General features: G+C 70.9%; 12 protein-coding genes and 1 pseudogene. 9 read left to right on the top strand and 4 right to left on the bottom strand.

The window, feature by feature from the left end; all coding sequences use genetic code 11:
• Positions 1-5 precede the first annotated feature (5 nt).
• The 4 genes from SSQG_RS31910 (at position 6) to pssA (ending at position 3,391) form a co-directional block, all read left to right on the top strand.
• Positions 6-518, top strand: a complete 513-nt coding sequence (locus SSQG_RS31910; RefSeq protein WP_003994084.1) for a MaoC family dehydratase — start codon at positions 6-8, stop codon at positions 516-518.
• A 2-nt stretch (positions 519-520) separates the two neighbouring features.
• Positions 521-1,726 (top strand): acyl-CoA dehydrogenase family protein, encoded by a 1,206-nt coding sequence (locus tag SSQG_RS31905; protein ID WP_003994083.1) that lies wholly within the window; start codon positions 521-523, stop codon positions 1,724-1,726.
• A 170-nt stretch (positions 1,727-1,896) separates the two neighbouring features.
• Positions 1,897-2,553 (top strand): phosphatidylserine decarboxylase, encoded by a 657-nt coding sequence (locus SSQG_RS31900; protein ID WP_003994082.1) that lies wholly within the window; start codon positions 1,897-1,899, stop codon positions 2,551-2,553.
• Positions 2,540-3,391: a CDP-diacylglycerol--serine O-phosphatidyltransferase gene (gene pssA, locus SSQG_RS31895; RefSeq protein WP_078506961.1), complete on the top strand. Its 852-nt coding sequence runs from the start codon at positions 2,540-2,542 to the stop codon at positions 3,389-3,391. The genes SSQG_RS31900 and pssA overlap by 14 nt, the downstream gene beginning before the upstream one ends.
• 120 nt (positions 3,392-3,511) lie before the next feature.
• Here the strand turns inward: pssA and SSQG_RS31890 are convergent, their stop codons facing one another.
• On the bottom strand, positions 3,512-4,630 hold the full coding sequence (locus SSQG_RS31890; protein WP_039934087.1) for a glycerate kinase: 1,119 nt from the start codon (positions 4,628-4,630) through the stop codon (positions 3,512-3,514).
• Positions 4,631-4,926: 296 nt separating this feature from the next.
• Between SSQG_RS31890 and SSQG_RS31885 the strand changes: the two genes are divergently transcribed.
• From SSQG_RS31885 to SSQG_RS31870, 4 genes are all read left to right on the top strand, one after another.
• A complete protein-coding gene (locus SSQG_RS31885; protein WP_003994079.1) occupies positions 4,927-5,997 on the top strand; it encodes an ADP-ribosylglycohydrolase family protein in 1,071 nt (356 codons plus the stop codon).
• Between the two features lie 277 nt (positions 5,998-6,274).
• Entirely contained in the window at positions 6,275-6,730 is a 456-nt protein-coding gene (locus tag SSQG_RS31880) for a hypothetical protein (RefSeq protein WP_039934086.1), read from the top strand.
• Between the two features lie 28 nt (positions 6,731-6,758).
• Positions 6,759-7,253, top strand: coding sequence for an NUDIX domain-containing protein (locus SSQG_RS31875; RefSeq protein WP_003994077.1), 495 nt, complete (start codon positions 6,759-6,761; stop codon positions 7,251-7,253).
• Between the two features lie 81 nt (positions 7,254-7,334).
• Entirely contained in the window at positions 7,335-8,066 is a 732-nt protein-coding gene (locus SSQG_RS31870; RefSeq protein ID WP_003994075.1) for an SIR2 family NAD-dependent protein deacylase, read from the top strand.
• 44 nt (positions 8,067-8,110) lie between these two features.
• Here the strand turns inward: SSQG_RS31870 and SSQG_RS31865 are convergent, their stop codons facing one another.
• A complete protein-coding gene (locus tag SSQG_RS31865; RefSeq protein ID WP_003994074.1) occupies positions 8,111-8,593 on the bottom strand; it encodes a methylated-DNA--[protein]-cysteine S-methyltransferase in 483 nt (160 codons plus the stop codon).
• 9 nt (positions 8,594-8,602) lie between these two features.
• A pseudogene (locus SSQG_RS31860) lies at positions 8,603-10,073 on the bottom strand (AlkA N-terminal domain-containing protein).
• A gap of 143 nt (positions 10,074-10,216) precedes the next feature.
• On the opposite strand from SSQG_RS31860, the gene SSQG_RS31855 reads away from it, so the two are divergent.
• Complete coding sequence (locus tag SSQG_RS31855; RefSeq protein WP_003994072.1) at positions 10,217-10,582, top strand: ArsR/SmtB family transcription factor; 366 nt, start codon at positions 10,217-10,219, stop codon at positions 10,580-10,582.
• Positions 10,583-10,609: 27 nt separating this feature from the next.
• Here the strand turns inward: SSQG_RS31855 and SSQG_RS31850 are convergent, their stop codons facing one another.
• Entirely contained in the window at positions 10,610-14,500 is a 3,891-nt protein-coding gene (locus SSQG_RS31850; RefSeq protein WP_003994071.1) for a glycoside hydrolase family 2 TIM barrel-domain containing protein, read from the bottom strand.
• Positions 14,501-14,758: the final 258 nt, after the last annotated feature.

The following is a 14,758-nucleotide window of genomic DNA, read 5'->3' as shown; positions in this document are numbered from 1 at the left end:
GCGCGATGCAGTTCGGACGCACCTACGAGGAGTTCGAGGTCGGGGCGACGTACAAGCACTGGCCGGGCAAGACGGTCACGGAGTACGACGACCACCTGTTCTGTCTCCTCACCATGAACCACCACCCGCTCCACATGGACACGAACTATGCGGAGAAGACGACGGACTTCGGCAAGAACGTCGTCGTCGGCAACTACGTCTACTCGCTGCTGCTCGGCATGAGCGTGCCCGACATCTCCGGCAAGGCGATCGCCAACCTGGAGATCGAGTCGCTCAAGCACGTGGCGCCGACCTTCCACGGCGACACCATCTACGGCCAGACGACCGTGCTCGACAAGTGGCCGTCGAAGTCGAAGAACGACCGCGGCATCGTGCACGTCGAGACCAAGGGCTACAAGCAGGACGGCACGCTGGTCTGCGTGTTCCGCCGCAAGGTGATGGTGCCGACCGAGACGTACATCAAGGAGCGCGGCGGCGAGCAGCCCGGCCGCCCCGAGCTCAAGGAGCAGGAGAAGTAGCCATGGCGCGACTCGCCCAGACCGCCGGTCTGACGGACATCCAGCAGGAGATCCTGTCCACCGTCCGGGACTTCGTGGACAAGGAGATCATCCCGGTCGCGACGGAGCTGGAGCACCGCGACGAGTACCCGCAGCAGATCGTCGACGGGCTGAAGGAGTTGGGCCTGTTCGGCCTGATGATCCCCGAGGAGTACGGGGGTCTGGGCGAGTCGCTCCTGACGTACGCCCTGTGCGTCGAGGAGATCGCGCGCGGCTGGATGTCGGTGTCCGGCATCATCAACACGCACTTCATCGTGGCGTACATGCTCAAGCAGCACGGCACGCAGGAGCAGAAGGACCACTTCCTGCCGAGGATGGCGGCCGGCGACATCCGGGGCGCCTTCTCGATGTCGGAGCCGGGCCTGGGCTCGGACGTGTCGGCGATCACGTCGAAGGCGGTGAAGGACGGCGAGGAGTACGTCCTGAACGGCCAGAAGATGTGGCTCACGAACGGCGGAACGTCGTCTCTGGTGGCCGTTCTGGTCAGAAGTGACGAAGGTCACCCCGAGGGCACCGCGCCCCACAAATCGATGACGACCTTCCTCGTCGAGAAGGAGCCCGGCTTCGGGGAGGTCCGCCCGGGCCTCACCATCCCCGGCAAGATCGACAAGATGGGTTACAAGGGGGTCGACACCACCGAACTCATCATGGATGGCCTGCGGATTCCTGCGGATCGTGTGCTCGGAGGCGTCACCGGCCGTGGTTTCTACCAGATGATGGACGGTGTGGAGGTCGGTCGCGTCAACGTGGCGGCGCGTGGCTGCGGCGTCGCTCAGCGTGCGTTCGAACTGGGTGTCCAGTACGCGCAGCAGCGTCACACCTTCGGCAGGCCGATCGCCCAGCATCAGGCGATCCAGTTCAAGCTGGCCGAGATGGCTACCAAGGTCGAGGCCGCCCATGCGATGATGGTGAACGCAGCTCGCAAAAAGGACTCCGGGGAGCGAAACGACCTTGAGGCTGGGATGGCGAAGTACCTCGCCTCCGAGTACTGCAAGGAGGTCGTCGAGGACGCCTTCCGGATCCACGGCGGCTACGGCTTCTCCAAGGAGTACGAGATCGAGCGCCTCTATCGTGAGGCCCCGATGCTGCTGATCGGCGAAGGTACCGCCGAAATCCAGAAAATGATCATCGGTCGGCGACTGCTCGAAGAGTATCGATTCCAGGGCTAGATGTCCGGATACGGGGTGTTTTCTTGGAGAAGAAGATCACACCCCGTCAGCACTCTTCGGTCGCCGACTCGGCTTCCTGGCTTACCCAGTTAGGGCCCCGAGCCGCTACGATCGCCGGAAAGCCGCCGTCCCCCGTCAGAGTGCGGCCTCATCCGCTACGAAGGTCATCCATGCCCCACAGCCAAACCTCTGCACCACGCGACAGCCGGGCCGGCGTACGCCTCGCGCGCGGAGCATCGCCGTGGCTCCTTCCGACCGTCGCCACCGCAGCTCTCAGCCTGGCCCGTGCCCGCCGCTCCGGCGCCGCCAAGGCCGTCGCCGTTCCCGCCACCGCGCTCGCGGCGGGGATGCTGTGGTTCTTCCGCGACCCCGAGCGCGAGATCACCCAGGGCCGGGTCATCTCGCCCGCCGACGGTGTGGTGCAGAGCATCATGCCGTGGAAGGACGGCCGCACCCGCGTCGCGATCTTCATGAGCCCGCTCAACGTCCACGTCAACCGCGCGCCGCTGGCCGGCACGGTGACGTCGGTCGAGCACATCCCGGGTGGCTTCGTTCCCGCCTTCAACAAGGAGAGCGAGAACAACGAGCGTGTCGTGTGGCACTTCGACACCGAGCTCGGCGACATCGAGATGATCCAGATCGCCGGCGCGGTCGCCCGCCGCATCGTTCCCTACGTGCCGCAGGGCACCAAGGTCGAGCAGGGCGAGCGGATCGGCCTGATCCGCTTCGGCTCGCGGGTCGACCTCTACCTGCCCGAAGGCGTGGAGGTCGCGGTCGAGGTCGGTCAGAAGACCGTGGCTGGGGTGACTCGCATTGACCGTGATTGATCCGGATACCAAGGCCGGCTGGGTGCCGGAGGCCGACGAGGTCGGCGAAGAAGAGGAGATGCCCCTCTCTCTGCGCCTGTCGATAGCGGACACCCTGACGCTCGGCAACGCCACGTGCGGCTTCATGGCGGTGTACTTCACCACCACCGGCATCCTCATCCCGCACCTCTCGGGTGACGCCTCGGGCATGGCCCGCAACAGCGCGGCCACGGCCGTGATCCTGATGCTGTGCGCGGCTGTGTTCGACCTGTTCGACGGCCTCGTCGCCCGCAAGCTGCGGTCGTCGCCGATGGGTGCGGAGCTGGACAACCTCTCCGACCTGATCAGCTTCGGCCTGGCGCCCGCGTACTTCGTGCTGGTGTACGGCATGGTCGCGAGGGACGCCCACGAGCGGGTCGCGGCGGTGGGCGCGATCGTGGTGCTGTTGGCGGTGGTGCTGCGGCTTGCGCGCTTCTCGTGCGTCACCGTGAAGGACGGCACGTTCCAGGGCATGCCCTCGCCGTTCGGTGCGCTCACGGTCGTCTCGATCGTGCTGCTGGAGCTGCCGTTCGAGGCGACGCTGCTGGCGGTCGTCGGTACCGCGTGGCTGATGGTGAGCCGGGTCGAGTACCCGAAGCCGCGGGGCGTCCTGGCGGTGGCGGTGCTCGGCTGGATCGTCTCGGCCATGGGCATGCTGGCGGCCTGGGCGTTCGACGCGCCGGGCGGCCAGGCGCTGCTGCAGACGGGGTGCGCGCTGCAGATCGTGATGGCGGCGACGATCCCGCTGTTCGCCACGGCGCGCCGGGTGAACACGTTCCGTGACAACCGGCGTGAGGCGCGGGCGGCGCAGCTTCCGTGACGCCGTAGCGTGTGATTCCTGCTTTGGGCCCCGGACCGGGTATCGGTTCGGGGCCCTTCGCTTGCTTTGCTCTGCGGCTGCCTTGCTCTGCGGCCCGGCGCAGGTCGGACAGAACCAGACTCAGGTCAGGAAGTCCCTGGCGATGCGCTCCGCCACCCTCTCCAGGATCGGGCCCGCCTCGGCGATGCACTTCGCGACGTCCGGCTCCGCCTCCGTCAGGGGGTACGCACGACGGAAGCCGGCGCGGCCCAGGGTCTCCGGGGGCAGGGCCAGACGGCCGCAGACCGCGACGACGTCCTTGCCGGCCGCACGGGCCGCCGCGGCGACGCCCGCCGGGGCCTTGCCGTGGAGGGTCTGCTCGTCGAGGGAGCCCTCACCTGTGATCACCAGGCCGGCACGGTCCAGGGCGGGTGCGAAGCCCAGGACGTCGAGCATCACCTCGATGCCGGGACGGAACCGGGCGCCCAGCAGCAGGGCGCCGTAGCCGATGCCGCCGGCGGCACCCGCGCCCGGCGAGGCGGCGTACTCGGCGGCCTTCGGGCCCAGCGCCCCCTCCAGGACCTTCGCGAAGTGCGCGAGGGCTGCGTCCAGGGCCTCCACGTCGTCCGGCGAGGCGCCCTTTTGCGGGCCGTAGACCGCGGGCGCGCCCTTGGGGCCGGTCAGCGGGTTGTCCACGTCGCTCGCGAGGACGAATTCGATCTCGGCGAGCCGAGGGTCGAGGTTCGACAGGTCGGCGCCGGCCAGACCGGCGAGGCCGCCGCCGCCCGGCGGTACCGGCTCGCCGTCCGCGTCCAGGAACCGGGCGCCCAACGCGGACAGCATGCCCGCGCCGCCGTCCGTGGTCGCACTGCCGCCGACCCCGAAGACGATCGTGCGGGCGCCCGCGTCCAGCGCGGCCCGCAGCAGCTCACCGGAGCCGTAGGTGGAGGCCGTGAGCGGTGCGAAGACCCCGGCGGGAAGCCGCTGGAGCCCGCTCGCCTCGGCCATCTCCACGACCGCGGTGCCCTCGCGCAGCGCGAACGCCGCCGTCACCTCGTCGCCCAAGGGGCCCGCGACCCGTACCTCGCGGCGCTCGAACCCGGCCGCGACCGCCGCGGCCACCGTCCCGTCGCCGCCGTCGGCCACGGGCAGCGCCTCGACCTCGAGGTCCGGTACGGCCCGGCGCAGCCCGGCCGTCACCCGCTCGGCGACCTCCACGGCCGTCAGCGACCCCTTGAACTTGTCCGCGGCGACGAGCACCCGCCCCGTCCGCTGTGCCCTCCGGGTGCCGCTCACTGCAGCGTCCGCCACTTGCACTCCCCTTGCTCTCCGGGCCCTCACGCACGTCAGGGCCAGTCGCGCCGCAGCGACCTTAACCGGAGGACCCGTCCGCCGTCAGCCCGTGCCCATCCCATGGACCTGGGGGCCCTCGCCTCAGGGGCGCGGGGCGCGGGGCGCGGGGAACTGCGCAGCAGACCACGACGAACCCACCGCCGCCGGCACACCCGCGGCCCCGCCCCCCTTGGGCACCCTCCCAAAACGGGTAGACCAGAACCATGACCCTCGTCGACACCGAAACGGCGCTCGCCGACCGCATCCTCGGCGGCTGGACGGGCCGCATCGCGGGCAACATGCTCGGCAAGCCGGTCGAGCAGGGCGAGGTCTGGACCCGCGACCGCATCGACCGCTACCTCCGGCAGGCCGCCGCCCTCCCCCTCACCGACTACCTGCCCGAGCCCACCGGCGCCGACGAACCCGTGCTGCGCCCCGAATGGCGCCAGTGCGTACGCGGCCGGATCCACGGCAGCTGCCGGGACGACGACGTCGACTACGCGATCCTCGGCCTCGACCTGCTGGAGACCCACGGCTTCGGCTTCAGCACCGAGCAGGTCGGCGACCTGTGGCTGCTGCGGCTGCCGTACCTCCAGACGTTCACCGCCGAGCGGGCCGCGTACCGCAACCTCGCGGGCGGGCTCAAACCGCCGCTGACCGCCACGTACGACAACCCGTACCAGGAGTGGATCGGCGCCCTCATCCGCGCCGACATCTACGGCTGGACCTGCCCGGGCGTGCCACGCCGGGCCGCCTCGCTGGCCCGGCGGGACGCGGTGCTGTCGCACACCGGCAACGGGGTCTACGGGGCGATGTGGGCGGCGGCTCTGATCGCGGCGGCGTTCACGGCGCCGACGGTGCGGCACGCCGTCGACCAGGCCCTGACCGTGATCCCGGCGAGCAGCCGCCTGGCTCGTACGGTGCGCCGGGTGGTGTCCCTGCACGACACCCGGATGTCCTGGGAGGACACGCTCAGCACGGTCGCCGAGGAGACCGCCGGTATGGGCTGGATCCACACCGTCCCGAACGCCGCCGTCCTCACCGCAGGGCTGCTCTACGGCGACGGCGACTTCACCCGCACCATCACGCTGACCGTCCGCGGCGGCCTGGACACCGACTCCAACGGCGCGACGGCGGGGTCGGTGGCGGGTGTCCTCGGCGGGGCCGCGGCCATCCCCGACCAGTGGAAGGTGCCGCTGGAGGACACGGTCCGCAGTGCGGTGTTCGGTTTCGACGGGGTGCGGATCAGCGAGCTCGCGGAGCGGACGCTGCGGCTGGCGGAGCGGGAGGCCTGACCGGATCGAACCGGCCATTTCCGGCCGCGTTCGGCGGCCGCATCGGTCTTCCGCTTCGAGACCCGGGCCTCATGACGGCTCAGTATCGGCCACTTCACTCGAACTCAGCCAGGCATTCCGCTTGGAAGTGCTTCCATTCGGCTGATTCCGGTCACTTCCACGCGAGCCGACGATGCCGATCAAACCCGACCGTAAAGTGATCAGGCCATCGGATCGTTCGATCGTTTCCAGTCACTCGGCCCGCGTCCTCGCGCCTGACAGAAAGCGTCTGCTTGTCATGTCTCGTCTCAGAACCGCTGTCCGCGCCGCCGCTTCCGTGTCCGTCCTGACCGCCGCCGTGCTCACCGCCCCGCAGGCCGTCGCCGCCGAGCAGCCCGCGCCCGCGGCCGCCGCGGCCACCGTGTGCGGCAGCGGCTACACGCTGAGCAAGGCGATCCCGCTGCCCGTCGGCACCGACCCCAGCGAGCGTCTGGGCACCCTCTTCGCCTACGAGAACGGCGGCAAGGGCTGCGTCATCCTCGACAACAACGTCGGCAGGTCGCAGTACATGCTCGTGCAGGTCTGCAAGGTCGGCGGCACCTCCTGCGACAAGGACGCGGGCAACTTCAGCGAGTACGCCGGCCCGGTGTACGTCTCCAGCTTCGCCTGCGCCCCGGTGACCGCCAAGATGGGCTCCTCCTCCAGCAGCCTCTACATCAACTACAAGTCGGACTACGTCTTCCCCTGCGGCTGAGCCGGCGCCAGGTGGTTACCCTGCACCGATGACCACCTCTCCTGACTTCGCCGCCTACATCGCGTCCCTGCCCCGCGTCCTGGCCGGTGCCGCCGCGCTCTTCCGGGACGGCGAGGGCCGGGTGCTGCTCGTCGAACCCAACTACCGGGAGGGCTGGACGCTGCCCGGTGGCACGATCGAGTCCGACGACGGCGAGACCCCGCGGCAGGGCGCGCGCCGCGAGACGGCCGAGGAGATCGGCCTGGACCGTGAGCTGGGCCGGCTGCTGGCGGTGGACTGGGTGCACGGTCCGGGGCGTCCGCCGCTGGTGGCGTACCTCTACGACGGCGGGGTGCTCGGCGAGGACGAGTTCAAGGCGATCCGCCTCCAGGAGGCGGAGCTGCTGTCCTGGCGGCTGGTCCCGCACGAGGAGCTGACCGAATACCTGCCGGGCGCCCTCGGCCGCCGTGTCCTGGCCGGACTCGACGTCCTGGCCGAGGGCTCGGGCACGGCCGAGCTGGAGAACGGACACCGGGTGTCCTGACCGGCTCCGGCCGCTCACCCCTCGACGCCCCGTTCGATATCCGCTCGCCGCCCCCGCGCCGCCCCGCCTACCCTCGGTGTCATGGGCAAGCCACTCGTCGCGCTCCTCACCGGCGCCGGCATCAGCACGGACTCCGGGATCCCGGACTACCGCGGACCGAACGGCCTGTGGCGGCGGGACCCCGAGGCCGAGAAGCTCGTGACGTACGAGTACTACATGGGCGACCCGGAGATCCGCCGCCGCTCCTGGCAGATGCGGCGGAAGAACCGGACGCTCCAGGCGGAGCCCAACACCGCTCACCTGGCCGTCGCCGGCCTGGAGCGGTCGGGGGTGCCCGTGCGGGTCATCACCCAGAACGTGGACGGGCTGCACCAGCTCGCCGGGATGCCGGGCCGCAAGGTCCTCGAACTGCACGGGACGGCGCGGAGTTTCGTGTGCACGGGCTGCCACGCCCGCGGCCCGATGACGGACGCGCTCGCCCGGGTCGAGGCCGGTGAGGACGACCCGCCGTGCCTGGAGTGCGGCGGGATCCTGAAGTCGGCGACGGTGATGTTCGGCGAGCGGCTCGACCCCGTCGTGCTCGGCGAGGCGGTCGCCATCAGCAAGGCCTGCCAGGTGTTCGTCGCCGTCGGCACGAGCCTGAAGGTCCAGCCCGCCGCCGGCCTCGCAGGTGTCGCCGCCGACCACGGCGCCCGGCTGGTCATCGTCAACGCCGAGCCGACGCCGTACGACGACCGCGCCGACGAGCTCGTCCGCGAACCCATCGGAACGGCCCTGCCCGAGCTGTTGCGCCGCCTGGGCGACACCGGCTGAAGGGTGTTGCAGAAGGCTCGGTGGCGGGCATTTTGCAACACCCTTCAGAACAGCACGGCCCCGCTCTCGAAGGCCAGCAGCCGGCGCTTGCGGTCCAGGCCGCCGCCGTAGCCGGTGAGGCTGCCGTTGGCGCCGACGACGCGGTGGCACGGCACGATGATGCCGATGGGGTTGCGGCCGTTGGCGAGGCCGACCGCGCGTGAGGCCGTGGGGGTGCCCAGGGCGTCGGCGAGTTCGCCGTAGGTGCGGGTCTCGCCGTACGGAATGCGGCGCAGCTGGTCCCAGACGGCGCGCTGGAACGGGGTGCCCGTCAGGCGCATCTCGACGGTGAACTCCTTGAGCTCGCCCGCGAAGTAGGCCTTCAGCTGCTCCTCCGCCCGGGCGAACAGGGTGTCGTCGCGGGTGCCGAAGGTCTCCTCGGGTGGGCGGTGGCGCTGGTCCGTCATATAGAGGCCGCACAGGACGCCGTCGTCGGCGACGAGGGTGAGCGGGCCGTACGGGCTGTCGGTCACGGTGTGTTGCTTCATGGAACGTCCCTATACCGGAAGGAAGTTGATCGGGTGGCTGTCGGTCGCCCAGAGGTACTGGACGGCATAGGCCCGCCAGGGGCGCCAGGCCGCCGCGCGGGCCGTGAGCGCGGCCGGGGTCGAGGGCAGGCCCAGGTCCCGGGCGGCGCGGCGGATGCCGAGGTCGGTGGGGAGGAAGGCGTCCGGGTCGCCGAGGGCGCGCATGGCGATGACGTCGGCCGTCCAGGGGCCGAAGCCGGGCAGGGCGAGGAGCTGGGCACGGGTCCGCGGCCCAGTCGCTCTCCACGCCCAGGCGGAGGTCGCCGTCGGCGAGCCGGCGGACCAGGGTGGTGAAGGTCGTGCGGCGGGTGCGGGGCATCGCCAGGGTCTCCGGGTCCACCTCCGCGAGGGTCTCCGGCGCCGGGAAGAGGTGGGTGAGACCGCCCTCGGGGTCGTCGACCGGTTCGCCGTGCGCGGTGACCAGGCGGGCCGCGTGGGTGCGGGCGGCGGCGGTGGAGACCTGCTGGCCCAGCACGGCCCGGACGGCGAACTCCGCCTCGTCCACCGCGCGCGGGACGCGCCGCCCGGGCGCCTTGTCGACCAGGGGCGCCAGGACCGGGTCGGTGCGCAGTTGCTCATCGATGGCGACCGGGTCGGCGTCCAGGTCGAGCAGGCGGCGGCAGCGGCTGATGGCGACGGTCAGATCGCGCAGGTCGCTGAGGGTGAGGCGGCAGGCGATGTGGTCGGGGGTGGGGGTGAGGGCCACGATGCCGTGGCCGTACGGGAGGCGCAGCGTGCGGCGGTAGGAGCCGTCCCGCCACTCCTCCACGCCGGGTACGGCCGTCGCGGCGAGGTGGCCGAAGAGGTTGTCGGGGTTGAGCGGGGCGCGGAACGGCAGCCGCAGCGACAGCGCGCCGGGGGTGCTCGCGCCCTGCCGCTTCGGGGCGCTGGCGCGCAGCTCGCTCGGGGGCAGGGCGAAGACCTCGCGGACCGTGTCGTTGAAGGTGCGGATGGAGGCGAAGCCGGCGGCGAAGGCGATCCGTGCCATCGGCAGGGCCGTCGTCTCGATGAGCAGCCGGGCCGTCTGGGCGCGCTGGGCGCGGGCGAGCGCGAGCGGCCCCGCGCCGAGCTCGGCGAGCAGCTGGCGCTCGACCTGCCGGGTGCTGTAGCCGAGGCGGCCGGCGAGGCCGGGCACGCCCTCGCGGTCCACGACGCCGTCGGCGATCAGCCGCATGGCGCGGGCCACGAGGTCGGCGCGGTGGTTCCACTCCGGGGAGCCTGGGCTGGTGTCGGGCCGGCAGCGCTTGCAGGCCCGGAAACCGGCCTGCTGGCAGGAGGCCGCACTCGGATGGAAGACCATGTTCTCCGGCTTGGGCGGCACGACCGGGCAGCTGGGACGGCAGTAGATGCCGGTCGTCAGGACGGCCGTGAAGAACCAGCCGTCGAACCGGGCGTCCTTGGACCGGACGGCGCGTACGCAGCGTTCTGTGTCGGTGTGCATCCCCATCTGCATGCGTCCAGCATCGGGCATCGGGCGGCGCCGGGGCTGGCGAGAATCCGACATCGACGTGCGGGCGCCCACCGCCGCACAGGGACAGATGAATATTCATTCATGTGTTCGTGTGCGCCCGGTACGATGACGTCATGGGTCATGGAGCCGTCATCCCCGCGCAGGACGCCGCCGCCGAGCGCGTACGCCTGGACGCGGACAACGTCGCGAAGGTCGCCACCACGCTCCAGGCCCTGTCCACGCCCTCCCGTCTGCTGATCCTGGCGCGGCTGCGCGAAGGCCCCTTGCCGGCCACCGAGTTGGCCGCCGAGGTGGGCATGGAGCAGTCGGCCTGCTCGCACCAGCTGCGGCTGCTGCGCAACCTGGGCCTGGTGGTGGGCGAGCGACGGGGCCGTTCGGTGGTCTACGCGCTGCACGACCACCATGTCGCCGAGCTGCTCGACCAGGCCGTGTACCACGTGGAGCACCTGCGCCTGGGCCTCAGCGACGCCGCCGACTGAGACGGCGCCGCTGTCACACCGTCGGTGCTACTCGGTGGCCGTGGGCCGCCGCGAGGCCTCCATCGCCTCGCTCACCCGGGTGAGCGGACGCAGGCGGTAGGTGTACGCGTAGTCGCGGTCTGCGAGCAGCTTGAACTCGTCGTGGGTGTGGGCGCCCCAGCTGTTGTCGCCGCCCACGCCCATCTGGCGGTGGTTGACCCGCAGGACCACCGCGTCCCGGGGAGTGAGCTGGTAGTCGTGCCTGGCGCCGACCGACAGGTCCTCGGGGGTGAAGTGCGAGGCGTTGACCTCCAGCAGCGGCTCACCGGAGACGAGCAGTCCGCGCCCGCCGCCGTCCGTCAGCGCGGCCCAGCGGACGTCGGTCTTGTTGCCGTTCTCCTGGGGGCGCAGGTAGGAGCTCCACTGCCCGGAGACGATGCCGGAGTACAGGCCCACGTCGGTGGCGTTGTTGCGGTCCCACATGTTCTCCTCGGGGCCCCGGCCGTAGTAGTGCAGCCGGTCCAGCCGGCGCGGCAGGAACAGCAGGTTTCCGACCTCGGGGAGGTACGGCAGGTTCGACGCGCCCGGGTGCAGGGTGTTGTCGACCTTGATCTCGCCGTTGCCGAAGACCGTGTACGTGGTGCTGTAGGTGGACTCCGGGGTGGTGGGCAGGGTGCCGGTGAAGGTGATCTCCACGGCCCGCTCGTCCAGGGGCCTCACCTGTACGTCCGCGACCTTCCGCCGCGCTCCGGCGTCCCTCCACACCTGGTTGCGGGTGTGGTGGCCGTTGCCCCGGTCGTTGTCGGTGGGTGCCCGCCAGAAGTTCGGGACCGGGCCGGAGGTGATCAGTCGCGCGCCCGCGGCCTCGTACGACGTGATGGTTCCCTCGCTCTTGTCGACGGTGACCGAGAAGCCGTTGCCCTTGACGGTGACCTCGTCGTCGCGGTCGGTGTACCGCAGTGCGGGCACGCCGCGCAGCGGCACCGCCTTGACCGCGGGGCTGCCCGCGTCGAGGGCGAGTTGCTGCTTGGCCACCTCGAATCCGGCCTTCGCCCACTTGGTGGGCTCCTTGGTGGTGAAGGAGAGCTCCAGGAAGTACTCGGTGCCCGGTGCGGGCCGCGCCGGCAGCCGCACCGGCACCTCGACGTCCTTGCCGGTCAGCGGGTCGACGTCGAGCTGCTCCCGGGTCAGCCGGCCGCGCTGGACGACCTCGCCGTCGGCGACGAGGGACCAACGGCCGTCGAACTCACGGAGGTTGGTGAAGAGGTACTCGTTGGTCAGCCTGACGGCGCCGGGGCCGCCCGAGGCCCGGGTCGCGTTGATCGCCTGGTAGATCCGCTTGACCTCGGCGGCCTTGCCCGTGTGGCCGCGGTCGGCGGTGATGATGCCGTCGCCGGAGAAGGCCCCGTCGTTGGGGTTGTCGCCCCAGTCGCCGCCGTAGGCGTAGAAGGTCTTCTCGCGCGGGCGCTTCTCGGTGTGGCCCGCGGTGGCGGCGTCGAACCAGAAGCGCACGCCCTCGTCCTTCGGGCCCCGGCCGTCCGAGGCCAGCTCCGCGGCGCTCAGCGCGCGGGCGTAGACGCGGGCCCGCCGGATGGTGCCGCTGAACTCCCGGGTCGGGTTGTCGACGTCGGTGGCGAGCGACAACGACGCCGTGGTGTCGCTGGGGCGCCGGGTGGTGGTACGGGTGGCACGCACCTGGCCGTCGACGTACAGGGTGAGCGTGCCCGCGTCCGCGTCGAAGACGCCGGCGACGTGGTGCTCCTTGCCCGTCCAGCCGTCGGGCAGCGCCCAGTTCGCGGTGACCCACTGCCCCCCGCTGTGGATGAAGAACTCCAGTGTCCTGTCGTTCTGTTTGAGCGCGTACTGGGTGTCGCCCTTGGCGATGAGGGGCTGGTGGCCACCGGTGACGCCCGGGGTGACCCAGGCCTCCAGCGTGAGCGAGCCGGTGAGGTCGAGGCGGGTGTCGCGGGGGAAGACGGTGCCGCCGAGGACGCCCTTGGCGCGGTCGAAGGTGCCGCTCGGCGCGATGATCTCGCCGCGCAGGGCGCCCGGTCCGGACTCGGTCAGCAGCTTGCGGGACGGGGTGGGCCAGCTCAGCGCCTGGTCGACGAAGTCCCAGATCCAGCCGCCCTGGAGGACGTCGTACCGGCGGACGATGTCCCAGTACTTCTTGAAGTTGCCGTTGGAGTTCCCCATCCCGTGGGAGTACTCGATCATCACGTACGGGCGGGTGTCGCCGGTGTCCTTGGCGCGCTGCTCGACCCGCTGGGGGCTGTCGTACATCTCGGAGCGGATGTCGCTGATGCCCGGGCGGTCGTCGCCCTCGTACTGGATGACACGGGTGGGGTCGTAGGAGCGGATCCAGTCGTGCATGGCGTTGAAGGTGGTGCCGCCGCCTGCCTCGTTGCCGAGCGACCAGATGACCACCGAGGCGTGGTTCTTGTCCCGGTGGACCATGTTCTGGGCGCGGGCCACGCACGCCTCGGTCCACTCGGCGTGACCGCTGCCGGGGTACCTGTCGCGGATGCCGTGGGTCTCCAGGTTGGTCTCGCCCACGAGGTACAGGCCGTACTCGTCGGCGAGTTCCAGCCACAGCGGGTTGTTGGGGTAGTGCGAGGTGCGGACGCTGTTGATGTTGAGCCGCTTGATGATCTCGATGTCCTCGACCATCTGCTCGCGGGTGAGCGCCGAGCCGGTGGCGGGGTGCATCTCGTGCCGGTTGGTGCCGCGGAAGGAGACCGGCCGGCCGTTGATGCGCATCAGGCCGTCCTTGAGCGCGAACTCGCGCAGGCCGACCCGGTGCGAGAGGGTCTCGACCACCTTGCCGGCCGGGTCGCGCAGCCGCAGTACGGCGGTGTAGAGGTAGGGGTGCTCGGCCGACCAGAGCTTCGGTGCGGGGACGGCTCTCGTCGTCTCGACGGTGGCCTCGTCGCCGTCGGGGACGTCGACGGGCCCGTTCAGGGGCCGCGCCCAGACGGCGTGGCCGCGCGCGTCGTACAGCTGGGTCTCGACGGTGTACCGGCCGGCGCCCTCTCCCCCGTAGTCGCGGACGTGCGCGGTGACCTCGAGCTCGGCGGAGGTGTAGTCGTCGCCGAGCGGGGTGCCGAGTCTGAAGTCGCGCAGGTGCACGACCGGCGTGGAGTACAGGTGGACCGAGCGGAAGATGCCGCTCAGCCGGATCATGTCCTGGTCCTCCAGCCACTCCGCGTCGGAGTAGCGGAACACTTCGACGGCGATCTGGTTGGTGCCCGGCTTGAGGTGGCGGGTGATGTCGTACTCGGCGGAGGTGTAGGAGTCCTCGTGGTAGCCGGCCAACTCGCCGTTGATCCACACGTAGTGGGCGGACTTGACGCCCTCGAAGTGCAGGAAGGTGCGGCGGCCCGACCAGTCGCGGGGGACGGTGAACGTCCGGCGGTACTGGCCGACGGGGTTGTAGCGGGTCGGGGCGGCCGGCGGCTGCGCGTCCTCGCCGCCGCCGTTGGGGCCCCACCAGGGATAGGTGATGTTGACGTAGATCGGGAAGTCGTAGCCGTGCAGCTGCCAGGCCGAGGGCACGGGGATGGTGTCCCAGCCGGAGTCGTCGACGTCGGTGCGGTAGAAGTCCGTGTCCCGGTCGTCGGGCCGGTCGGCGTAGGCGAACTTCCACGTGCCGTCGAGGCTCATCCGGTACGGCGAGCGCGTACGGTCGGCGGCCAGTGCCTGCGGGAGGTCGGCGTACGGCATGAGCGTGGTGTGCGGCGGCTCGGTGCCCACCCGGTGGACGGTCAGGCCGTCGTTCCACTCCGGAGGCCCGTCCGCCGCCGGGCGCCGGCCGGCCGCGTGCGCCGCGACGGGCGACGCTGACAGGGCGAGCGCGCCGAGCACTGCGGCTCCTCCCTCCAGCAGACGGCGACGGCTGACGACGGGCCGGTCGGTGGGAGACGGGTGCGGGTGCGGCATGACCGTGGCCTTCCTCGGTTCGACAGGGTGCTGCACGGACTGAGGGCACATCAGCTGACGTCCTCAACTGCCCTCCCGGCGTGGGAGTTTCTGTTGGGACGCGTAGCAACTGACGGTGACGGAGCAACTGCTGAGCAGGCACACCCTAGAACTCGAACACAATCGAAGCAATGACCGCGTCGGACTTTGTGCGGTCCTGATGGTTAGCGCCGTCTCCCTCGGTGAAGGGAGTCGACGTGTCCTCGATGCCCCGGCGGA

The sequence above is a fragment of the Streptomyces viridochromogenes DSM 40736 genome (assembly GCF_000158955.1).
GTDB classification, from domain to species: Bacteria; Actinomycetota; Actinomycetes; order Streptomycetales; family Streptomycetaceae; genus Streptomyces; species Streptomyces venetus.
The sequence above is the reverse complement of the archived record's forward strand: the minus strand, read 5'-3'. Positions and strand labels throughout refer to the sequence as shown.